This is a genomic window from Bradyrhizobium sp. JR4.1 (assembly GCF_040548605.1).
Lineage (GTDB): Bacteria > Pseudomonadota > Alphaproteobacteria > Rhizobiales > Xanthobacteraceae > Bradyrhizobium > Bradyrhizobium canariense.
The window spans coordinates 99,677-124,970 of sequence record NZ_JBEPRY010000009.1 but is presented as its reverse complement, the minus strand read 5'-3'; the positions used below and the strand labels follow the sequence as shown (position 1 = coordinate 124,970).

The following is a 25,294-nucleotide window of genomic DNA, read 5'->3' as shown; positions in this document are numbered from 1 at the left end:
AACTGAGGAATTGGGAATGACGAAAAACATGGTGTCCCTACAAGGCCGGACGATCGTCGTCACCGGCGCCGCACAGGGGATCGGCAAGGCAACGGTCAAATTGGCGATCGAACTGGGGGCGAACGTCGTCGCCGTCGATCTCAACGGCGAGGGGCTTGGGGCCGTCCTGGCGGCATTGCCTGCGGAGCGGGTGATGAAAGTCATCGGCAGCGTCACGGACGCGGAGTTGGCCGCGAGCACCGTCGCAGATGCCGTCGGCCGGTTCGGTTCGGTGAACGGACTGGTCAACAATGCCGGCATCATTCGTCCCGCGCTGATCGAAAAGATGAGCATGCACCAATGGCGCGAGGTCATCGACGTTCATCTCACGGGCGCGTTCATCTGGCTGCAGGCGGTGGGACGTCACCTGGTGCAGCGCGCCAAGGACGGCGACGCCTCGGGAGGAGCCATCGTCAACATCTCGTCTGATGCGGGACGAAAGGGGTCGGTAGGCCAGATCAACTATGCCGCCGCCAAGGCCGGACTGCTCGGCATGACCATGACCGCGGCCCGGGAGTGGGGCAAATACAACATCCGGACCAATTCGATCTGCTTTGGCGTGGTCGAAACGCCGATGACCGAGGTCGTACGCGGCGAGAAATTCCGTGATGGCATGTTGGCGCAGATCCCGCTGGCACGCTGGGCGACAGCAGATGAAGTGGTGCGGACCGTCTGCTTCCTGCTCTCCGATGCGTCCTCGTACACGACGGGCCAGCACATCGGAGTCAACGGCGGCTTCCACATCAGTCTTTGACGCTACTGTCTTGGTCCCTGCCTAGGGATCTCAATATTCGGCAGTGTCGAAAGGCGCAGGCAAAACTTGCGGTGGGCGCGCACGAGACGCGGCCCACCGGCTCGTTTTCTCCTAATCCGCCGTCATCGGCTCGCCGGACAGGCTCCAGCTGGTTCCATCGAAAACGGCGATGCGCAGCGTCTTGAACGCCGTGTAATCTTCGGGTGTGGTGCTGATGGTGATACCCGGTAGCATCATCGGCATTCGCTCGCCGTGCAGGGACGTCGCCTTCCGAATCAGGTTCGCCCGGGTCAACTCGTCGCCGCAGGCCTTCAGAACGGCCCCTAGCGCGTTGACGTTCATGTAGGCGACGAGCACCGAGTAATCGTCTGGATTGACCGACGGCGCATACTTCTTGAGAAAAGTCTTGTAGGCCTTGACCTCGTCGTCGTCGGCCCAGGCCGGGTCGCCCGGTTGCTTGAGAAACTGCGTGGTGACCAGTCCGCGCGAGGCGTCAAGGCCGGCCGGCTTCAACACCGTCTCGACGGAGGCGGTCGAGCCACCGATGATGTGCAGCGGATGCCAGTCCAGTTCATGAACCCTGCGGATCGACTGCGCCGCGGCCTTGGCCGAAGACTGCTCGATCAGCGTGTCGACGCCGGCGGACTTCAACTGAACGATCTGCGAGTCGATGGTTGGGTCGGAAACTTCATAGGAGGCTTGGGCAACGATCAGAGCCGCCTTCGCGCCGAGTCCCGCGCGCAGGCCCTTGAGATAATCCTTCCCGTAATCGTCGTTCTGATAGAGAACGCCGATCTTCGCCTCCGGCTTGGCCTTGAGGATGTATTTGGCGATGACGCGGCCTTCGGTCTCGAAGTCGGGATAGAGCGGAACGGTCCAGGGAAATTGATTGGGATCGTTGAAGCGGCGTCCTCCCGCCGTGATGAAGAGTTGCGGCACCTTCTTGGAGTTGAGATACTTCTGGATGGCGACGTTCGGTGCGGTCCCTATCGTACCGACTTCGGCAAGGACGCCGATATCCTCAATGAGCTTTCGGGATTGCTCGATGGCTTTCGGCGCACTGTAGGCGTTGTCGAGCTGAGTGAAGCTGATCTTGCGTCCGTTGATCCCGCCCCCCTCATTGACCATGTCGAAGTAGCCGACCACTGCCCGTCCTGCCCCTGCGCCGAACGCGGAGGCCGGGCCGCTGAGCGGCGTCGATTGACCGAGCTTGATCTCGGTGTCGCTGGCGCCGGGATCATAAGTCTTCTGGGCATACGCGGCCGAGAGGGACAGGAGCGTGGCTGCGAACAGAGAGCACGATGTCAGCACCGATGTACGGCTCAAGGGCGTTCCTCCACGTCTGTGTTTCTTGGTTTGGCGGCTATCGGAGCAGCTCGCGCGCGATGACGAGGCGCTGGATCTGGTTTGTTCCCTCGAAGATCTGGGTCAGCTTGGCATCACGCATCATCCGCTCGACCGGATAATCCATGGTGTAGCCATAGCCGCCGAAGACCTGCACCGCGTCGGTCGTCACCTTCATCGCCATGTCGCTGCTGAAGCACTTGGCCATGCTCGCGAGCAGGTTGAGGCGCTTCCAGTCGCCGGCGTCTCCGGCGCGGGCGCATTCGTACACCAGCGCACGTGCCGCCTCGATCTGCATGGCCATGTCGGCCAGGATGAACTGGACGCCCTGGAATTCGGAGATGCTCTTCTTGAACTGCTTTCGTTCCTTGGCGTAGGCGAGGCTCGCTTCGAACGCGCCTTGCGCGAGGCCGACGCATTGGGCACCGATCGTCGGCCGATTGAGGTCGAGCGCGCGCATCGAGGCCTTGAAGCCCTTGCCTTCTTCGCCGACGAGATTTTCGGCGGGTACGCGGACGTTGTCCAGGAAGATCGGCGTGTTTGGCGCCCCGCGGAAACCCATCTTGCGCTCATGGCGACCGAAGCTGATGCCCGGCATTTTCTTCGGCTCGAGAATGAATGCGCTGATGCCGTCCGAGCCGGGACTGTCGCTGGTTCGCGCCATCAGGACGATGTAGTCGGCGGCGACGCCGTAGCTGCACCACTGTTTCCTGCCGTTGATGACGTAGCTGTCGCCGTCCTTGCGAGCCCGCGTATTGAGGGCCGAGACGTCCGATCCCGCTTGGGGCTCGGAAATGGCGATGGCCGTGACGACGCCGCCCTCGGCAATGATGGGGAGGAATCGCTTGCGCTGCTCTTCTGAGCCGAAGTGCAGCAGCGGCATGATGAACATCGTGTTGAGGCCGGCAATCGACGCGCAAGCCGGCGAGACTTTCGCGATCTCCTCGCGTGCGATGCACATCATGGTGAGGTTGCCGTTGGGACCGCCATACTGCTCGGGCACCCAGAGCTGCATCAGCCCCATTTCACCGAAAATCTTGACGATCTCCTCGGGAAAGCGATCCGTTGCGTCGATCTCGGCGGCGATCGGGGCGACGTGCTTGGCGACAACTTTCTGAACGCTGTCGCGAAAGGCGACCTGCTCCTCGGTGAAGCTCATGATGGCGGCGCCCTCCTTGCCTGGGTAAGATCAATGGTTGGACCAATATATCTTTGACCGGCAGGACTGGCAAGTAGGTCGGGCGCCGAAAGGCCCGGCGTCTTCTCCGGCCCCCCTCCGGCCGCGCCCTACCCGGCGGCATTCGAGAGCGGCGAAATCAGCTGGACCGCCAGACCGGACACGGCATCAATATCTGAAGGTGGGACGCCGAGGCGCGGCAGTCCCCAACGAGACGTCGCGGAGGCATAAGAGCCCGAGCAGGGGTCCTGAGGTCTCCAAACGGCAGGTCGGGGAGATCTCGCTGGCGCGATGGGCCGCGCGACCAGGCGACGGCCTCGCCGAGGCGACCGGTGTCACTCGTCCGGCACGCCGGCGACGGGGGAGGCCTTTGCGATCGCGAGCAGGCACTTCAGGAAATGAGCCCGATCTTCCTTGCGCAGGGGCGCCAGCATCAGGCTCTGCAGCTCGGCTGCCGCTGGAATGACCGCAAGCAAAGCTTCCTCGCCCTTGGCGGTAATCTGGATTTGGATGGAACGGCGATCTTCCGGATTGCTCTTCTTTGAGACCAGCCGCCGCCCGGCCATGCGCTTGAGCATCTCGCTGAGTGTATTCCGGTCGCAGCTGATGCGGTCGGCGAGAACGGACGCCGTCATCGGACCCTGCTGGTAGAGCGCCATGAGCACGCCGAACTGCCGTGGCGTGATGTCGCTCTGTCGGGTCAGGGCCTGGTAGAGACCGTCATACCGGGCCTCGAGCAGCCGCAACAGAAATCCGATGCCGCCTTCGAGTTGCCAGGTGCGCGCAAGCTCCGCTGCTGTATCCGTTTCCGTGCGTTTGCCTGCGCTCATGTGCTTCAACCTCGCTCCGATTCCTGACGGTCGCCTCGCGGGTAACAGCTTGGGTCGGCGAGCTCAACTCTACCGCAATGCGGCGTAATTGGCCGAATTAGAGCCATTGCAAGAGCATTGGAATTATAGTACGTATACGTATCAATTGCCAGGGAGGTCACTTTGCATCTGCGCGAATTGCTGGCGGTCCCTTATCTGCTCGAAGCGGAAGCTGTGGAGACGGCGCCCGGACAATGGCTGATCCGCCTCGCTTATCCGGAACTGCCGGGCTGCGCGGCGGAAGGCGCTGTGGTCGAACACGCGCTCCGGGATCTCGAGCGGCGACGGATCGAAATCATCGTCGGCCTGGTCGAGCAGGGCCGGCAGCCTCCGACACCGCGCCAGCCGCTCGCAACATGCGATCCACTCTGGACAGTACGCGACCTCGGCCTGGCGGAGCGCGTGGCTCCGCTGCTCACCGCGGCAAACCCATAACGACCTGATGCCTTCGATTCGAAATGGAGACCTGTCATGCTCTCACATGAAGACAATGAGCGGCTGGTGAGAGTCGGAAAGGGCACGCCGCTTGGCGAACTCTTCCGTCTCTACTGGATTCCGTTTCTGCCTTCGGCCGATCTGACCCCGGACGGCCAGCCGCGGCGGATCCGGTTGCTCGGCGAGGATCTGGTCGCTTTCAGGGACTCCGAGGGGCGCGTGGGCCTGGTCGACCAGGCCTGTCCGCATCGGGGCGCTCCCCTGATCTTCGGTCGCAACGAGGATTGCGGGCTGCGCTGCGTCTATCACGGTTGGAAGTTCGACGTGACGGGGGCCGTCGCGGATATGCCGGCAGAGCCGGTGCGTAGCCGTCTCAAGGAGCGGGTGCGCATCAAGGCGTACCAAAGCCGCGAGCGCAACGGCATGATCTGGACCTATATGGGCCCCGACCAGGCCGATCCGCCGCCGCTTCCGAACGTCGAATGGAATCTCGTGCCGCAGGAGCAGGTGCATGTCAGCCTGCGCGTCCAGGAGTGCAACTGGCTGCAGGCCGTGGAAGGCGAGATCGATTCGGCGCACGCGCCGTTGCTCCATGGCCGCCTGGATGCCCAAGGCACGACGAGTGCGTGGATCCAGAAGCGGGACCTTCGCCCGACATTCGAATGCATCAAGCAGGATTTCGGGATGAGCATCGCTGCGCGGCGCAACTACGACGCCAACACGCTCTACTGGCGCGTGAACCAGTTCATGCTCCCGTTCTACACGCTGGTCCCGCCGCTGTCTCCGTTCCCGGATCTCAGCGGGCACGCCTGGGTGCCGATCGACGACGAGAACACGCTCTGCATCATGTTCTCATACCATCCTTCCGAGCCGCTCCGCTCCAAGACACGGCAGATCTTCGCGGAAGGGCACAATGGTCGCGAGAGCGGGCACGCCAGTCGCAACGCGCTCGTTCAGCATCCCGCGACGGTCCCCTATGCCGGCTACTGGACCAGGTACAATCCGCAGAACGGCTTCCAATTCGACTACGAGTCCCAGCGCTCGACCTGGTTCTCGGGTTTGCCCGGGCTGTGGGTGCAGGACGGTGCCTGCCAGAGCGGCGTTTCACCGATCTTCGACCGGACGAAAGAGAATCTCTGCTCGAGCGATACCGGAATCGCGATGACGCGCCGCTTCATCCTCGAAGCGCTGGGCGCCTATCGCGATCATGGCACCAAGCCAAAGGGCGTGGTTGATCCCGACGTGTTCATGGTGCGAGCCGTGTCCTTGCGGCTTCCTCCGGAGGATTCCTGGGTCGACGTCGGCGCGCCGTTCATGCAGGCCAAGCTCGGCGCCGATTTCGGATACGAGATGTGAGCAGGACGTCCTCTCAACTGGCGGAGGATGGCGCCATGACCGAGCGTGTCATCCCGGTTCGCGTCAAGCGGATGACCTACGAGGTCGAACGCATCAATTCCTACGAGTTGGTGCCGCCGGACGGAGGCGAGCTCGATCCGTTCACGGCCGGCAGTCACATCGATCTGCACCTGCCGGACAAGATGATCCGGAGCTATTCGCTGTTGAACGATCAGCGCGAGCGGCATCGCTATGTGATCGGGGTCAACAAAGACGCCGCGAGCCGCGGAGGGTCGAGCTTCCTCCACGACCATGTCAGGGTCGGAGATATTTTGCCGGTTTCGGCCCCCAAGAACAATTTTCCGCTGCGCGAAGATGCCGAGACATCCGTCCTGATCGCCGGGGGCATCGGCATCACGCCGTTGCTGTCGATGATCCGGCGGCTTGAGTTTCTGGGACGCCGCTGGGACCTGTTCTATGCCGCGAGGACGCGTGCTGCGGCGGCGTTTCTCGATGACATCGGAAGCCTGCGGCCCAACGTCCATCTCAATCTACACGTCGACGTCGACGACGAGCGCCCGGGGCGGATGTTCGACGTGGCGTCGATCGTCAAGCAAGCGCCCGCGCAAGCTCATCTGTACTGCTGTGGCCCCGCGCCGATGCTGGAAGCGTTCGAGGCCGCCGCGGCCGACCGTCCCGAGGATTGCGTCCATTTCGAGTATTTCCAGGCCAGGGAGGCCCCGGCGCTCAAGGGTGGCTTCGAGGTCAGGTTGGCCAGAAGCAACCGCACCCTCGCAGTGGAAGCGGGCAAGACCATTTTGGAGTCGCTGCTCGAGGCCGGCATTTCTCCCAACTACGCCTGCAGCGAGGGTGTCTGCGGCACCTGCGAGACGCGCGTGCTGGAAGGGACACCGGATCATCGCGATCAATATCTGAGCGAGGAAGAGCAGGCCTCCAACAAGACGATCATGATCTGCTGCTCGGGCTCCAGGACGCGCACGCTCGTTTTGGACCTCTAGTGGAATGCAGTAATAATCAAGGGATGAAACGCATGAGATCCGTATCGCAATTTGTCGGAGTCCTGATGATCGCTGCCGTGTGTTCGCCGGCGCTGGCGGATTCTGCTCGCGTCATGAAGATCGGCATTCTCAACGATGCCTCCGGACCGTATTCGGACAATGCCGGCGAGGGCTCGGTCACGGCCGCGAAGATGGCGGCCGAAGAGTTCATGAAGGCCAATCCAGGCTTCAAGGTGGAGATCATTTCGGCCGATCATCAGAACAAGGCTGATATCGGCGCCGCGATCGCCCGGCGCTGGATGGACCAGGACGGGGTCGATGCCGTTGCGGATGTCCCCAATTCGGCGGTCGGGCTCGCCGTCAACGAGGTCGTGCGCGGCAGCAAGGTCGCGTTGATCGCGTCAAGCGCGGCGTCGTCGGATCTGACCGGAAAATTCTGTTCGCCCAATACCATCCAGTGGACGTTCGACACCTGGGCGTCCTCGCACACGATCGGCGAGTATCTCGTCGGTCGCGGCGGCAAGAAATGGTACTTCATCGCCACCGACAACGCGCTCGGGAAGTCGATGGTCCGCGATGGAACGTCCGTCATCACCGCCGGCGGCGGCAGCGTGTTCGGATCGGTGAACGTGCCGATCAACAGCCCGGACTATGCCTCGTTCATTCTCCAGGCCGACGCCTCCGGCGCGGACGTGATCGCGTTCGCAACCGCCGGCGGCGATACGGTCAATCTCATCAAGCAATCTGCCGAATTCGGCCTGAAGGAGAAGGGACGGCAATTTGCGGCGCTGCTGGCGACGACCAACGACATCGAATCGAGCGGGCTTGCGACAGCGCAGGGCATGATCATCACGCAGCCGTTCTACTGGGATCTCAATGACGCCAGCCGTGCCTGGTCGGCGAAGTTCAGCGAGCGCCGGCACGGCCACTCGCCCACCGCCTTTCATGCCGGCGTCTATTCGTCCGTCATGGCCTATCTGAACGCGGCGCACGAGGCCGGAACGAACGATGCGCAGGCCGTCATCCGCAAGATGAAGGAAAAGCCGATTGACGATGCGCTGTACGGTCGCGTGGTGGTCCGTCCGGACGGCCGCGCGATCCACGACATGTATATCCTCAAGGCCAAGGACCCCAAGACCTCAAAAGGCAAATGGGACCTGCTGGAAAACATCGGCGTTCTCTCCGGGCCCGAGGCGTTTCGGCCGCTCGACCAGGGCGGCTGCACGCTGGTCGAGAGCGCAAAAGCGAATTGACCGACGCGACTCGCGACGTCCAATGACAGCAATTTATCGGATAACACCATGTTGAATCAGCTCGAAGCGGAATTCCCCGAGCATACGCCCCGTCCTTCCGGCGCGCCAAACGCGCTGGATGGCATCAGGGTGATCGACTTCTCGCACTTCATCGCCGGACCGTTCGCGACGATGATACTCGCCGATATGGGAGCGGAGGTCATCAAGATCGAGGTGCCGGGCCGCGGCGATGATCTTCGCCGCTACCCACCCATGGACAAGGAGCTCGGGCTCGGCGCCCCGTTTCTCTGGACCAACCGCAACAAGCGCAGCGTCGCGCTCGATCTCAAATCGGAGAGCGCGGTCGCGATCGTGCGGGAGTTGATTGCGACGGCGGACGTGATCGTCGAGAATTTCTCGACGGGCGTCATGGAGCGCTTCGGACTGGATTACCAAAGCTGCCGCAAGATCAGGCCGCAGATCATTTATTGCTCGGTCTCGGCCTACGGCCGCGACGGGCCGTTTGCGGATCGGCTGGGTTTCGATCCGATTGCCCAGGTCGAAAGCGGCTTCGTATCGATGAACGGCTACGCCGATCGCGAGGGCGTACGGGCCTTGTCGCCGGTCATGGATATCAGCACGGCGATGATGGCGAGCAATGCGATCCTGGGCGCCCTGGTTGCTCGCGAACGCACCGGCCTCGGACAGGCGGTCGAGCTTTCGCTGTTCGACAGCGCCGTCCTGATGACCGGCTACGCAACGATGCAGCATCTGTTCACCGGCGCGAATCCTCAACGGGGTGGAAACACCAGTCCGGACACGTGCCCGTCCGGCGTGTTTCAGGCCAAGGACTGCGCGTTCTACATCAATTGCGGAAACGACAAGATATTTCAGCGTCTGATGTCGCAGGTCCTTGATCGCAGGGATTTGGCCTCGGCCGAGATCTACGCGACGGGGTCTGATCGGATCGGGCGTCGCGACGAGCTGTTTGCGCTTCTCGGCGAAGCATTTGCGCAGCAACCGTGGGAGCACTGGCAGGCGCGGATGAGGGCCGCCGGCATTCCCCACGGACAGGTGCGAAGCGTGGGAGACGCGATCCGATCCCCGGAGGCCAGGGAACGGCGGATCGTCACGCGCATTCCGCACGACAGGGTGGGATGGGTGCCGAATGTCAGCCTCCCGATCCGCTATTCAGAGACGCCTATTGCCGATCCTGTCGCAGCTCCCGCGGTCGGGCAGCATACTGAGAGCGTGCTTCGCGAATTGCTTGGTTATGACGACAGGCGGATGGCAAGCCTGGCGGAAGCCGGAGCGTTCGGTCCGAATGCGCCGCGAGGCAGCAAGGCCTGATGTCAAAGCCCGGTGACCAGCGGACGCTCAGGGGCCGCGTTGCCGTGGTCGGCATTGGCGAGACCGATTATTATCGCCACGGCACGTCGCCGGATCCCGAGTTCAAGCTCTCGTTGAAAGCCATTCTCGCCGCGTGCAAAGACGCAGGACTTGATCCGCGTGACATCGACGGCTTCTCGTCTTACAGCGACGATCGAAACGAAGCCTCGCGGCTGGCCTCAGCGCTCGGTACGCACCGGCTTCGTACGACGACCATGCAATGGGGCGGCGGAGGAGGCGGCTGCTGCGCCGCGGTGGCCAACGCCGCGGCCTCCATTGTGGCCGGGCTGGCCGACTGCGTCGTGGTGTTCCGCGCATTGGCGCAGGGCCAATATGGCCGCTTCGGACAGGTCGGCGGCATCGAGACCATTTCCGGTGAAAAGGCCTATCTGATGCCGTATGGCGTCCTGGCGCCGCCGCAGCGTTTCGCGATGAAGGTGCAGCGCTACATGCACGAGCATGGCGTAAGCCAGGCGGCTTTGCGCGCGATCGCGCTCGCGTCGTATCACCACGCCCAGTCAAACCCGCGCGCTGTCATGCATGGCAAGCCTCTCGACATCGAAAAATACGATGCCTCGCGCTGGATCGTCGAACCGTTTCATCTTTACGATTGCTGCATGGAGAACGACGGCGCCGCCGCGCTCGTCGTTGTTTCGGAGGAGCGTGCGCGGGAGTTTCGGCAGAAGCCGGTCTTCGTGCTTGGCGCGGCCATGGGCGCAGGACACCGCAGCGGAGCCGTTCCCCACAATGCGCCGAACTACGCCAGCGCGGGCTTCGACACGGTTGCTCCCGACCTTTATCGCATGGCCGGGCTAGGCCCTTCCGATGTCGGGACGGTTCAAGCCTATGAAAACTTCACCGGAGGTGTCGTCATGGCGCTCGCCGAGCATGGTTTCTTCGAGCCCGAGCAGACCAATGATTTTCTCACACTCGAAAATCTCACCGCGCCATCGGGGCGGCTTCCCCTCAACACCAGCGGCGGCAATCTTGCCGAATGCTATATGCACGGCCTTGAGCTCGTCCTCGAGGCCGTGCGCCAGGTCCGCGGCACCTCGACCAACCAGGTCGAGCGGAAAGACGTGGCCCTGGTGATCGCCGGGCCCATGGTCACGCCGGTCAGCAATCTGCTTCTTGGTTCGGAGGCGACCCTATGAGCAGCCCCGAGATGCCGAATTATCTGGCCGACGGTTTGCCGATCCCCGTGCCTGAGCCCGACGGTCTGTCCGCGCCCTACTGGAGCGGATTGCGGAAAAACCGTCTCCTGGTGCAGCGCTGCAGCCGTTGCCGCTCATGGCAGTTCGGCCCGGAATGGATCTGCAATGTTTGCCATGCCTTCGATCCCGACTGGACCGAGATCGAGGCGCGGGGCCGCATCTTCAGCTGGGAGCGCGTGTGGCATCCCTCGCATGCCTCTCTGCGCCAGCACGTGCCCTATGTCGCGGTGCTGGTGGAGATCCCCCATGCCGGATCGGTGCGGATGGTGGGCAATCTCCTGGGTGATCCGCTGCAACCGGTGAAGATAGGAGCCGCGGTCGAAGGATGTTTCGAACATCATCCTGATTCCAGCACTCCCTATTCCCTGTTGCAGTGGCGCATGTCGTCGCCAGGAGGCAAGCCAGCCAGCGGAATGCCAATAGATCGTTCGTAAAACGCGCACGAAGGGGCTGAAAGCTTCCCAAGTTGGACGGAACTTCGCCGAAAGGAGCCGCGCATCGGGAGTTAAGCTGCCCTCCCGACGCATCGCAACGCCACCGATCTGGCGCGGCGGTAAATCCGCTGGGGCGATTGCGATTCCAGCCGAACCGAATCAGCTCTTAAGTTCGTCAAGGGATATCGACCGCCCCCGATCCTGTAGGTGGGAGTGGAATGTGGTGCGACAAATGCCCATTCGCGGCCGGATAAGCGCAGTAGTGCGATCCATAAGTCATTGATTGTATTTGACCCGTGGCTGACTCTTAATCAGCGGGTCCCAGGTTCGAGCCCTGGTGCGCCCACCATTTAAATCGAGACCTTAGCGAGAGAAACCGTTTGAGAAGGCCGAACTAAAACGGTTTTTCAAACGGTGTTTTTTGACGGCCGGGCGGCGACTCTCGGCATTGTGATGTGCTCTCCTCGTCTCCGCGGAGGCCAAAGGCGTCTCGAAGGCCGCCCGACAGAACTGCTCCATCAATGTTGCATCTGGGTCAGAGCCGCCCGAGACATGGTCGGCATCTTCCCACTTCCTTTCAATGTCATCGGCGGCGCATTGGGGCAGCTGCGCCGCGCTCCCATCGAAGTGGTGGTTGAAGTCGACGTGCACCCTCATGTTGTCCGGGCGGTAGGCCGCCATGCGATCGTAGAGAAGAACGGACGCTGCTCCGAACGCCGATAGACCGATTTGTGCATCGGTGATCTCGAGTCTTCCGTCTCCGGGTCGATCGGCAGGTCACGAACCCGGCCTTGAGGAAGCCTCCCGCCTGCTCATTGTGCACCCGCGGGATTGGGCGACAGCCGTAGCATACTGCCGTCGCGTTTCAGGCCGCAGGGATGAGCGAAGCTCCGGCGAGCAACCAGTTGAGCGCGACGTCTGAGAGCCGAGCCTCGTTCTCGAGATAGCCGCCGCCGACATCGGCGTGCACGCCCGAAAACCAGACCTGTTCGAAGAAAAGGTTGTCGTGCACGTCTCGTTTGTCCTGCTTCTCGGCCGTGGGCGACCAGGTGACACGCTTGAAATCGGCGCGGCTCTCGTCGATCGAGATCGCATGTTTAGCGTAGCCCACCCTCGGATTGAGGGTCGTGTCGTAGAATTTGTGCTTCGGCGGAGCGAGATGCACCGTCTGCAGGCGCTTCCAGAATCCATAACCGGGCAAGATGGCGCGATCTTCAGATAGTTCATGGAAAAAGCAATCGGCGCTGTGGCGATGCCGAGGTAGCTCAGAATCCAGGCCACCCATCTGGACCATGGAAAGACCGGCTGAAGGAAGCCACCTAGCCAGTGCAACCCGATCAGTAGCGCAATGCCGGAGGTCACGAGCGCCGCGCCCAGATATTTGTGGCCGAGGGCGGCGGGATCAACTTGGCGCCTTCCGCGGGCGTCAAGGCGAAGCTGCTTGGCAGCAACTGGATCGGTCGCTTTGAGTACCAGCACTACGACTTCGGTAGCGCACATCTCCAGTTCACTGCCATCTCCACCAGCCCTCCTAGTTCGGCGGACAGGGGCGGAAGTCAGACACTGGATGTGGTACGCGCCCGTCTATCGTACAAATTTGGTGGGGATGCGGTCGTCGCTCATTATTGAGGCGCAGTGCGGGCCAGCGAGGCAGCCTTCACTTGGCCTCGTCCTTGACGATGTCTGTCAGGCTCTCAAGCTGGTGGGCCAGCGCTGTCCAGCTACGGGCGACATTCATTAGTACCGAGCACCGGCGGGCAGAAATCCGCCCCTCCTTTGCTTTGGCGTTGCATTCGGCAGCATACTCTCGGCACTGTTCTGCGCTTGGCACTGCTGTTGCTCCTGTCAAGAAGCTTAGCTTACGTCCGATAGCCAGAAGAGAATTGAAGCAGATCAAGCAGGCAGCTCGCAAATCGATTTTTGCCATTACCGGCTACATCGGCGAATGAGAACAGATCGCAATTGTCGTCGCATCGCGAGAAAAGCCGCTCCTTGGGCGGTGGACAGAGCCACCGCGCACGGACAAACGCGGCCTAACGCGGCATGCTTATGTTTAGCAAAGCCCCTTGCAAAACCGATCGCCAAGTCAATGTCCGATCGGCAAATATCAATGAGCGACCTGCACATGCCGCGGGGACCCGCTGGCAGGGAGCACACCGAAGCACAGCATTGCAACGTGTTTGGCAAGACGGGATTCCACGTGACATCAGTCACAACGGTGACACGATTTGCAGTTTATCGCGTCCCGCGCAGCGGGCTGACTCTCCTCCTTACCTGGTGGGTTGATCTAGATCAAATCGGGCACATGCCACTATGGGTGATTACTCTTTGGAGCCGCGGGATGCAGGTCCTGTGACAGCAAATCGCGATTAGTCTGTCGGTCACTCGTTACGGGAGTCATCACAATGAGGTGCAGGTTCAGTATCGTTACGTTCGTCCTAATCGCCCCAACGTTCGCCAGTGAGGCGCTTGGCACAACGACGGACATTCGCAGCATCACCTGTAGCGAATATCTCGCCATGCCGGCTACACCGTCGGGCAAATTTTCGGCTTGGATGACCGGCTGGTTTAGTTATGAAAGTCGGAGGACGTTTGTTGATTTTGACCTGCATCGGGCAAATGTCACAAACGTAAGAGGGTGGTGCCAGTCCAACCCGAATGCCAGTGTGATGGTAGGGCTGGAAAAATCGATAGGCGTAGCTGCGGTGCCTAACGCTACGCTGGATTTTAACAAGATCCCCTGCGGAACTTGGTTGGCATACGGTCCAGCGGATCAAGATTTTGTAAGATACTTCATGAGCGGCTACTACAACGCAGCAGCAAGCAACAGTGTATTGGACTACGAGCGCCTGCAGAGGAACTCCAGTGCGGTCGTCGCATACTGCAAGAAGAACAAATCCCGCACTTTACCAACGGCCATTCAGAATCGAGCTAGTTAGCTGGACCAGTCTCCCGCCGCTTGCGAGCAACAGAGCGCGCCCTGTATTAGTTTGACTCCTGTTGATGGCCGTCAGCCAAGTAGCGGCGCATTCATCGAGGTTAGCTCAGTGACGCATGTCGGACAAGATTTGCGAAGCTTGGAGTTCTTCGCAGTTTGACTCATTTGAGACCTCGGCCGACCGCAGCCGACCTTCCAGTTCGGAACCGATTTATTTCACAACCAAATGCTTCCTGGCGGCTACGGCGGCGGGAGCGGACGGGGAAATAGTGAACGTTAGCCAGGTGTTCCATCCCGACGGACGGTTTGCTGCACCAAATTCGCCGTATCCCCTCAGACCAAGGAAGCCCTGCATGTCTGCGACCGGGAAGCTGTACCCGATTTGCGGACCGACACCGAAAACGCGTGACCTGAAACTACCGAGGATCGGGTTCTGGCCGGAATCGTCGGTGATTTGCTGGTAGGCGTATCCGACAATGCCGACGAAAAGCTGCTTGGTGAGGTAGTGCGATGCGCCCCAGTCGAAGTGGAAATCGATGCCGCTCCGGTACTGGGTGTCGGGATTCCTGAAATTGTAGGTCAGGCCGGCGACGCCCGAGATTTCGTTTCCTGCCGCCGGGTCGAAATAGGTATAGCCGCCCCCAATGTCGATCGCGCCGTGCCCGAGCCCGATATTGGGAATCCGCGTCGGATCATAGTCGCCGACGGGAACATTGCCCGTGACGTAAGCCATGTAATTGTCGACGCCAAGGTTCCATAGTAGTTGCGCGAAGGGCGCGAGGTCGCCGTAGGAGGTAAGCGAGCCTTCGAGCATTCCGGTACGCGTCACCACAATCGGTCCGGCTATCGCTGTCAGTGTTCCGGCGATACTAGTGGCGGCTCTGCCGTACTGGCCCGATATACCTACGACCAACTGACCGCCAAGCTCCGCCGTAGCGAAAGTATACGATGGCGTAAGGGCGACCAGATCGGCCCGCCCGTTCAGACGCAGATTCAAATTAACGTTGACGTTCGCGGGGATTTTGCCGGCCAGGATCTCTTTGGCCGCAGCAGCACTCCCCGCGGCGGCGACGCTGGAATGGTAATCGATGACACTGAGCGCCCAGCCCGGTGTCTGCTGCACCGCGGAGAGACTTGCAAACTGACCCGGAAACCAGAATGAGCTACCGCCCTGGTCGGCATGCGAAACATCAGTGCAAAGCACGAGAGCGGCCACCGCCAGATAGTCGATGACGCAGCTTCTCTGTTTGTTTGATCCCATTTGCAAACCTCTGGGCAGTACTTGCAGCAAGCGCTGTTACAGCAAAGCGCTCCGCGAACTGCAGGACCCAGGTTACGACGGCCTTCACTACTAGGCACAAGCAACGTCCAAATGCGTCACAGAATGGTAACAGCTCGAGACAATTGTCTTGGGCGATGACGCAGTTGCAGCCCTCAAGGTGCTTGCGCTGGAGATGCTCGGCTTCTCGAGCGCCAAGAATTCATAAGCACAAAAAAAGCCCCGGCATGCCGGGGCTTTGGTTTGTAAAGGTTGGTGCGATCAATATCTTGCCGCGACCGGTGCGCCGTATCCACCGAAGCGGTAGTTCAACCGAAGCGTGACCATATCCACATCCTGGCTGACCCCGCTGCCGGTGAGGACGAACCCTCCGGGAGTGACTACGCCTGCGAAGCCGGCATTATCACGCCCCATCCAGAGATGGTCGTATTCGATACCGAACGACCAATTGGGCGTGAAGCCGTACTCCCAGCCGACGCCAAGGGCGCCGCCCCAGCGCGTGTGGCCCGCCGATGCCAGGCCGACCCCGGTGACGTTGTTGAATATATCGAATCGGTTGCGCGTCACGGCGGCGCCGCCCTTCACGTAAAACAGCGAGGCATTCCACGCCCAGCCGAGCTGCGCCGTGAAGAGGCCGATGGCGTCAATCTTACCGGTTGTCGAAATCAGCGGGTCGATCAGACTGACGCGCGTATTCTTGATTTCTGCCCAATCTCCCTGCGCTTCCAGGCCGAGCACAAACTGATTGGTTTGCCAGCGGTACCCGATCTGTCCGCCAGCGAGGCCGCCGGAGCGATCGGCGCAACCACCTGCGACCGTTCCTGCTGGCGTCACGAAATCCACACAGCCGTGGCTTTGTCCCCAACCGCCGTTGGCGCCGATGTAGAACCCGGTCCAATCATAGATCGGCGCGATCACCGGGGGCGGGGCCTTGACATAAGGTTTAGCAGCCAGATCAGCCGCTGACGCGGGTGCCGCCATGCTCACGGCCAGCAAGGCCATGCCACTCAACCAAATCTTCTTCATTCTTTTTGCTCCATCCACGTTTCACCCTAACGATGCCGGCTCTTTTCTTGGCAGTCCCGCATTCCAGCTCGAAGCTAGCTGAGCCGCCTGGAATTCGGTGTGCTTACGTGGCAACAGTTGGGAAAATTGAGCAACTTGCGCGTTTGAGTTGTGTCAGGAATGTTGACCAGTCAACTGGCCGCCTGGAATTTTCCGCGATGGGGGGGCAAGGGCGCTTGGTCTCATCTCCGCACCCTTATGCTGAGATCCTAGGCCCCGCGCAGACGTGCAACACGCCTTCGCGGAAGCCGCCGACGAACTCATCAGATGCGTCCGCCGGCAGAATTTCGCTGAGATCATCAAACGACCCGCTCACCATGGTGGCAAGCTCGTGCGCCGAAGCATGCTCTGCCCAGCGGCGACCCAACTCCAAACCTCGTTGCCGATCTGCCTCTGTGTCCATAGTCCAGGACCATCCCCGCGTCCGTGGCCCCGGCGAAGCTGATGCCGCGCCGGGGCCTGTACGATCTCGCCAATCCTGGAAGCTTGGGGGCTGGAAAGAATCGGCAAGGCGCACTCTAGACAAGCAGATGCGCAGTGCTTGGCCAGTGCACTTTGTGCCAATGGGTGAATGCCCCGGCCGGAAATAGCTTTTCGGGCTGCCGGCATACAAGACGGACCGCTGACCCTTACGCGCTAGCCGGCACACTCTGGCGCCATGACGATCTCACCCCGACATCGGGTGCAGCGCGCGCTAGTCCCCACGATCTCGCAAGCTGGGTCAGCTGGCACAATGCCCCGGCAGCACTTCGGGCACGTATATCCCGCGATGTTTGGCGTGAAGTCATACTCCGGACCAACATAGGCGCACATCATGTGGTGGAATACTGGAAACAATTCTAGCGTGGAGGAGCCGCAAGCCGGGCAACCCGTTTGGTTCGCTTCGACCTGCATGCTGCACCTCGCGCACTCTCACAGCTCGTCGAGCCCGAATAATCTCACCAGCACTGAAGCGATCCGCGCGCTCAGTTGTGTGTAGTGCATGTGAACGTCGACGGCCGAGTTCAGCGCCGGGCGATGAGCGCCTGGGTTGAAGCGAATTCGCGCGATTTGCGAGGCGGTACGCTCGCGCGCCGCCGACGAACCCGCCCCGGGGTACACATCTGACACCGGGAGGATTTCCGCGATCTTGCCCAGAATTCGTCGGTTGCCGAACAGCACAAAGACTTCGTTGCCGACTTTTGGATCGGACAGGCGTTCGTTAGGAACGTACCAGTCGACAAAGACATCCGTGGGGTCGAGAATTTCTGCAATCGGAGTGCCCGCCACCAGGGATTGGCCGGCGCGCGCAGGATTGTTCGCGACTATGCCAGCTATGGGCGCGAAGACTCTCCCGTCTGCAAAGCTGCTTTCAACCTTTTCGAGGCGATCACCGAGTTGCCGGCTGAATTCGTCGAGAGCGGCCAATTGAGTGCTGGCTTCGGCGGCTTCCGCCTCCTGCGAGACCACGGCTTTGTTCGCCAAGGCGCGCTCCCGGGACATGTCTATGCGGTAATTCAGGCTCGCGGCCGATGAGTTTGCGATAAGTTCGACAGCTTCCTCAGCAAGCCGCAGATGTGAGCGCGCCGCGTCGAGAGATTCGCGCGCAACCCGGGCCTTAACACGCAGTTCCGCTTTGCGACCGGCGATGTCCGCGAGCGAGCGCATATAGGTGGCGACAATCTCATCGTGCTGCGGAGACCGAACCCTTCCGATTTCGTCGCCGGCCTTGACCGATGCACCTCTCAGCACGGTGGTGCTGTTGATCTGCACGATGTAAGGCAGTGAAACCAAATATCTCGGTGAGGACACGCTGCCCGGGCCGCCGAGATAAAGAATTGGCCTCCCGAAATAGACGACAAAGAATGCGAGTATGCCGAATACGATTGTCGCATAGGCGGCGCGGACGGCCCGTCCGGCCGCACGCCGACGGCTCTCGATGGGATCGGGGATATGGGGATCGAGTCGTGTTAGGGTGACGGTCATTTGGCCACTTCCTTCGTCCGATCGCCGAATAGTGCACGGCGAACGCGCGGCGGCACGAAATCATCGTTCCGCGACGAGGCAAAGATGATTTCCGAAGAGTAGGAAAAGAACCGCGCGCACTTCAGATAGACACCCTGGTAAAAGGGAAAGATCAGAGCCATCTTCCAGCCAAACGTTCCGACGGATCGATGGAACAGGGCGAACACAAGTGCCATATTGAAGACCGAGATCCAGAGCAACACCAGGTAGACCGCCGACAGAAACAGCACGGCATCCGAGCCGAACAACAGCACAATGTAGGCCAAGTAGAACGGCAGGCTGAGCGTCGGGACGAGATCAAAGACGATGAAGTCCAGCCGTTGGATCGTGTCCGGTAAACGCTCCAGCGGATGGCGAAAACTCAGCTCGCCATACATCATGAAGCGGATGCGCAGAGCATCGCGATCCCAGCGCGCGCGCTGTCGCAATAGACTTACGCCGCTTGCGGGGCCGGCTGTTTCCGCCCAGGCGTCGGACACGAACCGAATGACATAGCCGAGTCTGCGGAGCCGCAAGGTGTACTCCATATCCTCTCCCGGGCCGACGTCGAGCCCGCCCTGCTGCGCGAAAATATCCCGGCGATACATGGAACAGGCTCCGGACAGACACGCGATCGCATCCACCACGTCGAGGATCGACCGCCCCGCGGTGATCGACATCAGGTATTCGACGCTTTGAAGTCCTGTCCATATCGAGTCGCGCTCGTTACTGATCGCGATGTTGCAACTTGCGCCGGCGACGAGCGGATCGTCGAAGGCAGCCGCGAGGCGCTCAACCGCGTTCGGTTCGAAGACAGTGTCGGCATCTACGGTCAAAAGAAGATCGCCGCGTGCAAACCGTGCTGCAGCGTTGATGGCAGCGCTGCGGCCGCAGCGCGTTCCATGGCAGATGACCATGTCAACCAGGCCCTGCGCTTTCGCCCGCTCCGCGACCGCGCGTGTTGCGTCGGTGGAGCCGTCGTCGACGACGATGATTTCGACAGGTCGGAGGGTTTGCCGGCGCAGCGAGCTGATCGAAGGAGCAAGCCCGGAGCCGCCGTTGAATGTCGGGATAATCACGCTTACCGTCGCCTGGCAAACCGTCCCGCCGACGCTTCGCCGCTTCGAGCTGAACAGAGCAAGAGACACCAGCGACAAGGTGTAGCGGGGGATGTCGAATATCAGCAGCGAGAAGGCGAGTAGAAATAAACTCGTTCCGGCGAGCACTTCCATCATTTCGGACATGCCGGCCACCTCCGCTACGACAGGACCATTCCGAGCATCCGACCAAACAAGGCGCGCAAGGCAATTATCAGACGGGAAAATGAAGACCATCACGTTGATGGTCGAGTGGTAAATTGCGTAAACATTTGCTTTTTGTGTCTGCGCTATTCAACTGCAGCGTTGGCTTCGTCAGTTGACGATGACAGCTTGCTCTTGAGGCTGATTGTTGGCGTGCCGGCATCAGCGTTGCGGTTGGAGTTGTTCGCCGCGTCGATAAATCCCACAAGGTGACCGGTCCGTCCAACCTTTCAGGCGCAAGACGGCCTCAGTCTGGAAAGGCTGAGGCCGGTGGGGGCGTCGGTGTACCGTTGGGGTCGGTACTTGCTAAATCTAATCACGACGAACCACTTTGCGTATTGTCCTTGAGGACAACCAATCAGCACGTTGTCCCTCTAACACATCTGCGGACCGCCCGACGGGTTTGACGGACCGTCGTCCGTGCGACGCACACGCCGTTGATACGTGTTCTACCGACGCCGCAGGCAGCAGCAACTTCCGTAATCAGGCTTTCGGGCTGTGCAATCGGGGCAGGTGTCATCGCCTGAGCGGATACTGCGAAGAAGAAGGCGAACGTGGCAATTCCGAGCGACTTGATCATATCGAGCTCCCTGGAAGCGCCCAACCGCCCGGCCGGCGCGGCGGAGCGATGGACGCGACTCCCTCAAACTGAGGCCCGCTGCTGTCAGAGAATTGAGATAGATCAAAGCGCCTTTTTCGACTTCCCATGCGGCAATCGCTGTACATAGCAGGCCAGACGCCGGCGAAGGACTATGACCGCAGGAAGACTGCAGAGTCCAAATAGCAGCGCGCAAATATCGTCTGCAACTGCGCACCGCGAAGGAAGATTGTGTGAGGCGACAAACCACCCCGGCCTGAGATCCAACTCCGAACTGGAGCCGGGTACATGGAATAGATCATCCGTGTAGCTTCTCGATTTGTAATATGGCGTCCGCCGGCGCTGAGATCCCAAGCTGCGTGGAAAGCAAGGTTTGCCCTTTCTGTCACGCAAACTCTATCTGATGGGATCTTTGCTAATACGATCGTGCAGGCGGACGCGCAGAGGCCATCGATAATCACAGTCTGGCCAGTCTCATTCAACTCATCATATCGATCAAGGTAACGTTGAATCAAGCCACCACGGTCATTGGCAATTCTCACGACTGCGTGGCTATCGCCAGCGCATACAAACATAGATGCTGAAGCGAGCAGCAGAGTAAAGGGTTTCATAATGTGCCTCTTACGACTGCGACATCAGCAAGGTTCATGATGGCTCGTGCGCGAGAGAACCCGCGGCTTGGCGATGCGCGAGAGCGTGTTCTCTGGTGGTGCGTCCGGTATTCTCGGACCCGCCTTACAGCAACACGTGCTCATGCCGGCGGCCCACGCTTTCCGTAACGCCGACGGATGCACCTCGCGGCATGATCCTGCTGGAGTTCTTGTGGTCTCTGAACCAGCGTTGAGTTTGAGCGCGGACCCGAACCATGTACCGCTCATTGATCACTGCCCCTCTTTGCCCAGGAGTAGCGCCAAATGCATTGCCTGTGGGTCGCGATTCCCGGCCGGCCTGAAGCCGAACCTGCCGAGCACCGTCAGCATCGACTTGTTCTCGGGCAGGACCTCCGCGATGAGTTCACGCAATCCGGCATTGGAGGCGATCTCGCCAAGGTGGCGCATCAAGATGGAGCCGATGCCTCGGCCCTGCCAAGCGTCGACAACGACGAAGGCCAACTCGGCTCGTTCGGGCTCAAACATGACGTATCGAGCGCCTCCGACAATCATTCTCCGCTCGGGCTGCCCGACCTCGCACACCAGCGCGACGTGATTCATGAAGTCGACATCCATGAAGAACGCGCGCTCCTTGTCCGAGAAATGACGCTTGATCCCAAAAAAACGCCGCTGCAACGACTGCTTGCTGGTCTGATCCAGCGCGTCGAGGACGGCCGTCTCGTCGGCCGGCCGCAACGCTCGGATTTCGGCCGTGCTGCCGTCCCGCAAGTGTTCCGTCACGCTGTATTTGGCGATGTCCGACATGCGAGGTCTCGGCTCAGGCGGCCGGAAAACACGTCGGCCTGAGGCTGGTCTATGAACGGGGCGGTCGGTTGCCCGTTTGATTTGTATCAAGGGCCCGCAAAAAGCGGGCGGCCTGAATCTCGGCAGTCAGCTCGACACATTCGGGCGGGATGACGACGTGACACGACTGGGTCGGCATACTCGTCGTCCAGCATTGACCTATATCAAAGGCCTGCAGTTGCGGCGGGCTTTGGATGCCTTCATACGACATTGAGGTCGGAGCATGCAGATGGAAGTGCCTAGATCACCCGGCGGTTCGATGTCCGGTCTCGTCGCCTCGGCCGTTGAATACATGGTCGATGCTGGACAACGGAGCATACTCTTTCTCGATGTGATGCGCCGGCGCGGCGACCAATATCGGGAGCACGTCGCTCAAACCGCGCCACACGTTCTGCAATATGCGGCCGAACTGATCATCGATGGCCGCAAGCTGGACGAGCCCGTCAATTACGCGCTTGTCCGCATTATCCCGCCAGCCGGCGTCGAGATCGATTCCACACGGCGGCCGTTCATCGTGATTGATCCACGCGCCGGGCACGGTCCAGGGATCGGCGGGTTCAAGGCCGACAGCGAGATCGGCGTCGCGATGAAGGCGGGACATCCCTGCTACTTCATCGGCTTCCTGCCGGAGCCGGTGCCGGGCCAGACGATCGAGCGTATCGCGCGTGCCGAGGCACTGTTCATCGAAAAGGTGATCAGTCTCCATCCGGACGCTGACGGGAAACCCTGCGTCATAGGCAATTGCCAAGCCGGATGGGCGGTCATGATCCTGGCTTCGGTTCGGCCGGATCTGTTCGGTCCACTGATCATCGCCGGAGCCCCGCTCGCGTACTGGGCCGGCGTGCATGGTAAAAATCCGATGCGATATTCGGGCGGCCTGCTGGGCGGAAGCTGGCTAACTGCGCTCGTTAGCGATCTCGGCGGTGGGAAGTTCGATGGTGCCTGGCTGGTCCAGAACTTCGAAGGCCAAAACCCGTCGAACACGCTCTGGACCAAGCAGTACAATGTCTATTCGAAGGTCGATACCGAAGCCGATCGCTACCTTGAATTCGAGCGCTGGTGGGGTGGGCACGTCAATCTCAACGCGGAGGAGATTCAGTTCATTGTCGACGAACTCTTCGTTGGCAACAACTTGGCCGCTGGCAATATCACCCTGTCCGACGGGCAGAAGGTAGACCTGCGCAACATCAGTTCGCCGATCGTGGTGTTCTGCTCCAAGGGCGACAACATCACTCCGCCGCAGCAGGCGCTGGGTTGGATCCTCGAATGCTACGCCGACGTGGATGACATCAGGGCCTATGGGCAAACGATCGTCTATACCGTTCACGAGAGCGTCGGCCATCTCGGCATCTTCGTCTCGGGCGGCGTCGCCAAGAAGGAGCACGCTGAATTTTCCAGCAACATCGATCTGATCGATGTACTACCGCCCGGCCTTTACGAAGCGACGTTCGAAGCCAAGGACGAGGAAACCACCAGTTCCGATCTCGTTGTTGGCCAATGGGTGATGCGCTGCGAGGCCCGAACGCTCGAGGATATTCGTGCCATGGGCGGCAATTCGCCTGAGGACGAGCGGCGCTTTGCCGCAGCCAAACGCGTCTCGGAGCTTAATCTTGCCGCCTATCGCAAGTTCGTGCAGCCCTGGATCAAGGGCATGGTGGCGCCGCAGACGGCAGATTTGATGCGTAACCTGCACCCGCTGCGGACGCAGTATGAGGCCTTCAGCAGTCAGAATCCATGGATGACGGCGGTGAAATCGGCAGCGGAAGGGCTAGAAGAGAACCGCAAGCCGGTTTCGAACGACAATCCGTTCCTGGCATTTCAGGAGCAGGTCTCTAAGCAGATCGTTCATGTGCTGGACAGCTGGCGCGATTCGCAGGAAGCGATGAGCGAGGCGATCTTCCTCAACGTCTACGGCTCCCCGGCGCTACAGGCGGCGGTCGGCATAGATCCGAAAGCTGAACGGTCGCGCGGGCGCGAGATGCCGGCCGAACACCGTGCCATGCTCGACAAACGGATCGCCGAGCTCCGATCCAGGATTGGCGAAGGCGGGCTTCGCGAGGCGGCCATCCGTGCCCTGCTTTATATCGGCTCGGCGAGAGGAATGGTGGATGAACGCAGCATCGAGGCGTTGCGTCAGGCTCGTCACGACAACAGCGGAGCGCGATTAGCGCTTGCCGAATTTAAGATGCTGGTTCGCGAGCAGTTCTTCATGCTGCTGCTCGATCGCGAGGCGGCGCTGGCCGTTATCCCGAAGTTGCTTCCCGACGATGTCAATCAGCGCCGCGCGGCTTTCACGACGATGAGCGAGGTGCTGTCGGCCAGCGAGGACATCACAGGCGAGCGCGCCAGCCGCCTGCAGCGTGTCGCGCAGCTGTTCGGTCTCGACGCCGAAACGTCGGGGAGGGCGTCGAACGTTGCCCCTTTCGACCCCAAGGCGAAGGCATCGTAACGCTGTCTGGAAGGAACCGGCTCATGTCAGCCGACACGTCGCAGGCACAGTCCCCGAGCAAGTACGACCGTCTGATAGCGGCCGCGCAGGCCGTGCCGCCGGCCCCAACCATCGTCGTGCATCCCTGCGATGAAAGCTCATTGCGCGGCGCTGTCGATAGTGCACAGGCCGGCATCATCCGGCCGCTCCTGGTCGGACCTGAAAGGAAGATCCGGGATACGGCCGCCAGGCATGGTCTCGACATCGCGGCCTTCGAGCTCGTTGACGCAGCGCATAGCGATGAAGCCGCTGCAAAGGCGGTAGAGCTGATCCACGCCGGCCGAGGTGAGCTGTTGATGAAAGGCAGCTTGCACACCGACGAATTGATGCGCGCGGTCACCGCGAAGGCCGGAGGCCTGCGCACCGACCGCCGTATCAGCCACGTCTTCGTGATGGACGTGCCGGCCTATGCCGAGACCATCTTCGTGACGGACGCGGCCATCAACATCTTCCCTGATCTGGACGCCAAACGCGACATCATCCAGAACGCGATCGATCTTTACGTGGAAGCTGGATTCGGCAAGTCACCGCGCGTGGCAATCCTGTCAGCGGTTGAAACCGTGACCTCGAAAATTCCGTCTACGATCGAGGCGGCAGCACTCTGCAAGATGGCGGATCGCGGGCAGATCACCGGAGGGATCCTCGACGGACCGCTGGCTTTCGACAACGCCATCGACCTGGAGGCGGCGCGCATCAAGGGGATCAAGTCCGAGGTCGCCGGTCGCGCGCAGATCCTCGTCGTTCCCGACCTGGAGGCCGGCAACATGCTGGCAAAGAACCTCGCCTATTTCGCCAAGGCGGACGGCGCGGGCATCGTACTCGGAGCCCGGGTCCCGGTCGTCCTGACCTCACGCGCGGATTCGGCGCGTGCGCGGATGGCCTCGTGCGCGGTCGCAGCGCTGTATGCCCATGCCCGGCGCCGGCGTGCTCCAACGATTGCCGCGTGA

Annotated in this window: 23 protein-coding genes; 11 read left to right on the top strand and 12 right to left on the bottom strand. The window is 61.0% G+C overall.

The features are described 5' to 3' along the window. The first annotated feature begins 16 nt into the window (after positions 1-16). Positions 17-793, top strand: a complete 777-nt coding sequence (locus tag ABIB90_RS19750; protein WP_354201244.1) for an SDR family NAD(P)-dependent oxidoreductase — start codon at positions 17-19, stop codon at positions 791-793. 111 nt (positions 794-904) lie between these two features. On the opposite strand, the gene ABIB90_RS19745 is transcribed toward ABIB90_RS19750, so the two are convergent. From ABIB90_RS19745 to ABIB90_RS19735, 3 genes are all read right to left on the bottom strand, one after another. Then, on the bottom strand, positions 905-2,119 hold the full coding sequence (locus ABIB90_RS19745) for an ABC transporter substrate-binding protein (protein WP_354201243.1): 1,215 nt from the start codon (positions 2,117-2,119) through the stop codon (positions 905-907). Between the two features lie 37 nt (positions 2,120-2,156). Beyond that, on the bottom strand, positions 2,157-3,296 hold the full coding sequence (locus ABIB90_RS19740; RefSeq protein WP_085384138.1) for an acyl-CoA dehydrogenase family protein: 1,140 nt from the start codon (positions 3,294-3,296) through the stop codon (positions 2,157-2,159). 353 nt (positions 3,297-3,649) lie between these two features. Then, the gene (locus tag ABIB90_RS19735) at positions 3,650-4,144 is read right to left on the bottom strand and encodes a MarR family winged helix-turn-helix transcriptional regulator (RefSeq protein WP_354170165.1); all 495 of its coding nucleotides are present in this window, start codon (positions 4,142-4,144) and stop codon (positions 3,650-3,652) included. A 162-nt stretch (positions 4,145-4,306) separates the two neighbouring features. On the opposite strand from ABIB90_RS19735, the gene ABIB90_RS19730 reads away from it, so the two are divergent. The 7 genes from ABIB90_RS19730 (at position 4,307) to ABIB90_RS19700 (ending at position 11,241) form a co-directional block, all read left to right on the top strand. Next, the gene (locus tag ABIB90_RS19730) at positions 4,307-4,618 is read left to right on the top strand and encodes a hypothetical protein (RefSeq protein ID WP_354170167.1); all 312 of its coding nucleotides are present in this window, start codon (positions 4,307-4,309) and stop codon (positions 4,616-4,618) included. A gap of 36 nt (positions 4,619-4,654) precedes the next feature. Then, positions 4,655-5,974, top strand: coding sequence for a Rieske 2Fe-2S domain-containing protein (locus ABIB90_RS19725; RefSeq protein ID WP_354170169.1), 1,320 nt, complete (start codon positions 4,655-4,657; stop codon positions 5,972-5,974). Between the two features lie 35 nt (positions 5,975-6,009). Then, a complete protein-coding gene (locus tag ABIB90_RS19720; protein WP_354170171.1) occupies positions 6,010-6,972 on the top strand; it encodes a PDR/VanB family oxidoreductase in 963 nt (320 codons plus the stop codon). Positions 6,973-7,037: 65 nt separating this feature from the next. Next, on the top strand, positions 7,038-8,225 hold the full coding sequence (locus tag ABIB90_RS19715) for an ABC transporter substrate-binding protein (RefSeq protein WP_354170173.1): 1,188 nt from the start codon (positions 7,038-7,040) through the stop codon (positions 8,223-8,225). A 48-nt stretch (positions 8,226-8,273) separates the two neighbouring features. Next, a complete protein-coding gene (locus ABIB90_RS19710; RefSeq protein ID WP_354170175.1) occupies positions 8,274-9,554 on the top strand; it encodes a CaiB/BaiF CoA transferase family protein in 1,281 nt (426 codons plus the stop codon). Next, entirely contained in the window at positions 9,554-10,747 is a 1,194-nt protein-coding gene (locus ABIB90_RS19705; RefSeq protein ID WP_354170177.1) for a thiolase C-terminal domain-containing protein, read from the top strand. Before ABIB90_RS19710 ends, ABIB90_RS19705 begins: the two co-directional genes overlap by 1 nt. Next, positions 10,744-11,241: a Zn-ribbon domain-containing OB-fold protein gene (locus tag ABIB90_RS19700; protein ID WP_354170179.1), complete on the top strand. Its 498-nt coding sequence runs from the start codon at positions 10,744-10,746 to the stop codon at positions 11,239-11,241. Before ABIB90_RS19705 ends, ABIB90_RS19700 begins: the two co-directional genes overlap by 4 nt. A gap of 363 nt (positions 11,242-11,604) precedes the next feature. Here ABIB90_RS19700 and ABIB90_RS19695 read toward each other — a convergent pair whose 3' ends face one another. The 3 genes from ABIB90_RS19695 to ABIB90_RS19685 all read right to left on the bottom strand — a co-directional run bounded on the left by ABIB90_RS19695 (position 11,605) and on the right by ABIB90_RS19685 (position 13,168). Further along, complete coding sequence (locus tag ABIB90_RS19695) at positions 11,605-11,922, bottom strand: hypothetical protein (RefSeq protein ID WP_354201242.1); 318 nt, start codon at positions 11,920-11,922, stop codon at positions 11,605-11,607. 184 nt (positions 11,923-12,106) lie between these two features. Next, positions 12,107-12,535, bottom strand: a complete 429-nt coding sequence (locus ABIB90_RS19690; RefSeq protein WP_354201241.1) for a phospholipase effector Tle1 domain-containing protein — start codon at positions 12,533-12,535, stop codon at positions 12,107-12,109. A gap of 363 nt (positions 12,536-12,898) precedes the next feature. After that, on the bottom strand, positions 12,899-13,168 hold the full coding sequence (locus ABIB90_RS19685) for a hypothetical protein (RefSeq protein WP_354201240.1): 270 nt from the start codon (positions 13,166-13,168) through the stop codon (positions 12,899-12,901). Between the two features lie 478 nt (positions 13,169-13,646). On the opposite strand from ABIB90_RS19685, the gene ABIB90_RS19680 reads away from it, so the two are divergent. Further along, positions 13,647-14,180, top strand: coding sequence for an HdeA/HdeB family chaperone (locus ABIB90_RS19680; RefSeq protein WP_354201239.1), 534 nt, complete (start codon positions 13,647-13,649; stop codon positions 14,178-14,180). Between the two features lie 210 nt (positions 14,181-14,390). Here the strand turns inward: ABIB90_RS19680 and ABIB90_RS19675 are convergent, their stop codons facing one another. From ABIB90_RS19675 to ABIB90_RS19645, 6 genes are all read right to left on the bottom strand, one after another. Beyond that, entirely contained in the window at positions 14,391-15,440 is a 1,050-nt protein-coding gene (locus ABIB90_RS19675) for a SphA family protein (RefSeq protein ID WP_354201238.1), read from the bottom strand. A gap of 279 nt (positions 15,441-15,719) precedes the next feature. Beyond that, positions 15,720-16,484 carry an outer membrane protein gene (locus ABIB90_RS19670; RefSeq protein WP_007601234.1) on the bottom strand — a complete coding sequence of 255 codons (765 nt, stop codon included), beginning with the start codon at positions 16,482-16,484 and terminating at the stop codon, positions 15,720-15,722. A 951-nt stretch (positions 16,485-17,435) separates the two neighbouring features. Then, positions 17,436-18,488, bottom strand: coding sequence for an HlyD family secretion protein (locus ABIB90_RS19660; protein ID WP_354201237.1), 1,053 nt, complete (start codon positions 18,486-18,488; stop codon positions 17,436-17,438). Beyond that, positions 18,485-19,750, bottom strand: coding sequence for a glycosyltransferase family 2 protein (locus tag ABIB90_RS19655; protein ID WP_354201236.1), 1,266 nt, complete (start codon positions 19,748-19,750; stop codon positions 18,485-18,487). The genes ABIB90_RS19660 and ABIB90_RS19655 overlap by 4 nt, the downstream gene beginning before the upstream one ends. 807 nt (positions 19,751-20,557) lie before the next feature. Continuing rightward, entirely contained in the window at positions 20,558-21,016 is a 459-nt protein-coding gene (locus tag ABIB90_RS19650; protein WP_354170222.1) for a hypothetical protein, read from the bottom strand. A 270-nt stretch (positions 21,017-21,286) separates the two neighbouring features. Further along, entirely contained in the window at positions 21,287-21,820 is a 534-nt protein-coding gene (locus ABIB90_RS19645; RefSeq protein WP_354201235.1) for a GNAT family N-acetyltransferase, read from the bottom strand. Between the two features lie 262 nt (positions 21,821-22,082). Here ABIB90_RS19645 and ABIB90_RS19640 point away from each other — a divergent pair, with 262 nt between their 5' ends. Beyond that, a complete protein-coding gene (locus ABIB90_RS19640) occupies positions 22,083-24,308 on the top strand; it encodes a DUF3141 domain-containing protein (protein WP_354201234.1) in 2,226 nt (741 codons plus the stop codon). Between the two features lie 23 nt (positions 24,309-24,331). Next, positions 24,332-25,294 (top strand): phosphate acetyltransferase, encoded by a 963-nt coding sequence (locus tag ABIB90_RS19635; RefSeq protein WP_007601240.1) that lies wholly within the window; start codon positions 24,332-24,334, stop codon positions 25,292-25,294.

What these genes read in the sequence shown, in the direction of transcription:
- ABIB90_RS19675 (WP_354201238.1), bottom strand. Translation starts at nt 15,440, where the DNA reads ATGGGATCAAACAAACAGAGAAGCTGCGTCATCGACTATCTGGCGGTG.
- ABIB90_RS19715 (WP_354170173.1), top strand. Translation starts at nt 7,038, where the DNA reads ATGATCGCTGCCGTGTGTTCGCCGGCGCTGGCGGATTCTGCTCGCGTC.
- ABIB90_RS19645 (WP_354201235.1), bottom strand. Translation starts at nt 21,820, where the DNA reads ATGTCGGACATCGCCAAATACAGCGTGACGGAACACTTGCGGGACGGC.
- ABIB90_RS19635 (WP_007601240.1), top strand. Translation starts at nt 24,332, where the DNA reads ATGTCAGCCGACACGTCGCAGGCACAGTCCCCGAGCAAGTACGACCGT.
- ABIB90_RS19690 (WP_354201241.1), bottom strand. Translation starts at nt 12,535, where the DNA reads ATGGTCCAGATGGGTGGCCTGGATTCTGAGCTACCTCGGCATCGCCAC.
- ABIB90_RS19685 (WP_354201240.1), bottom strand. Translation starts at nt 13,168, where the DNA reads ATGGCAAAAATCGATTTGCGAGCTGCCTGCTTGATCTGCTTCAATTCT.
- ABIB90_RS19710 (WP_354170175.1), top strand. Translation starts at nt 8,274, where the DNA reads ATGTTGAATCAGCTCGAAGCGGAATTCCCCGAGCATACGCCCCGTCCT.
- ABIB90_RS19680 (WP_354201239.1), top strand. Translation starts at nt 13,647, where the DNA reads ATGAGGTGCAGGTTCAGTATCGTTACGTTCGTCCTAATCGCCCCAACG.
- ABIB90_RS19735 (WP_354170165.1), bottom strand. Translation starts at nt 4,144, where the DNA reads ATGAGCGCAGGCAAACGCACGGAAACGGATACAGCAGCGGAGCTTGCG.
- ABIB90_RS19660 (WP_354201237.1), bottom strand. Translation starts at nt 18,488, where the DNA reads ATGACCGTCACCCTAACACGACTCGATCCCCATATCCCCGATCCCATC.
- ABIB90_RS19720 (WP_354170171.1), top strand. Translation starts at nt 6,010, where the DNA reads ATGACCGAGCGTGTCATCCCGGTTCGCGTCAAGCGGATGACCTACGAG.
- ABIB90_RS19695 (WP_354201242.1), bottom strand. Translation starts at nt 11,922, where the DNA reads ATGGCGGCCTACCGCCCGGACAACATGAGGGTGCACGTCGACTTCAAC.
- ABIB90_RS19705 (WP_354170177.1), top strand. Translation starts at nt 9,554, where the DNA reads ATGTCAAAGCCCGGTGACCAGCGGACGCTCAGGGGCCGCGTTGCCGTG.
- ABIB90_RS19725 (WP_354170169.1), top strand. Translation starts at nt 4,655, where the DNA reads ATGCTCTCACATGAAGACAATGAGCGGCTGGTGAGAGTCGGAAAGGGC.
- ABIB90_RS19740 (WP_085384138.1), bottom strand. Translation starts at nt 3,296, where the DNA reads ATGAGCTTCACCGAGGAGCAGGTCGCCTTTCGCGACAGCGTTCAGAAA.
- ABIB90_RS19700 (WP_354170179.1), top strand. Translation starts at nt 10,744, where the DNA reads ATGAGCAGCCCCGAGATGCCGAATTATCTGGCCGACGGTTTGCCGATC.
- ABIB90_RS19640 (WP_354201234.1), top strand. Translation starts at nt 22,083, where the DNA reads ATGCAGATGGAAGTGCCTAGATCACCCGGCGGTTCGATGTCCGGTCTC.
- ABIB90_RS19650 (WP_354170222.1), bottom strand. Translation starts at nt 21,016, where the DNA reads ATGAAACCCTTTACTCTGCTGCTCGCTTCAGCATCTATGTTTGTATGC.
- ABIB90_RS19750 (WP_354201244.1), top strand. Translation starts at nt 17, where the DNA reads ATGACGAAAAACATGGTGTCCCTACAAGGCCGGACGATCGTCGTCACC.
- ABIB90_RS19670 (WP_007601234.1), bottom strand. Translation starts at nt 16,484, where the DNA reads ATGAAGAAGATTTGGTTGAGTGGCATGGCCTTGCTGGCCGTGAGCATG.
- ABIB90_RS19655 (WP_354201236.1), bottom strand. Translation starts at nt 19,750, where the DNA reads ATGTCCGAAATGATGGAAGTGCTCGCCGGAACGAGTTTATTTCTACTC.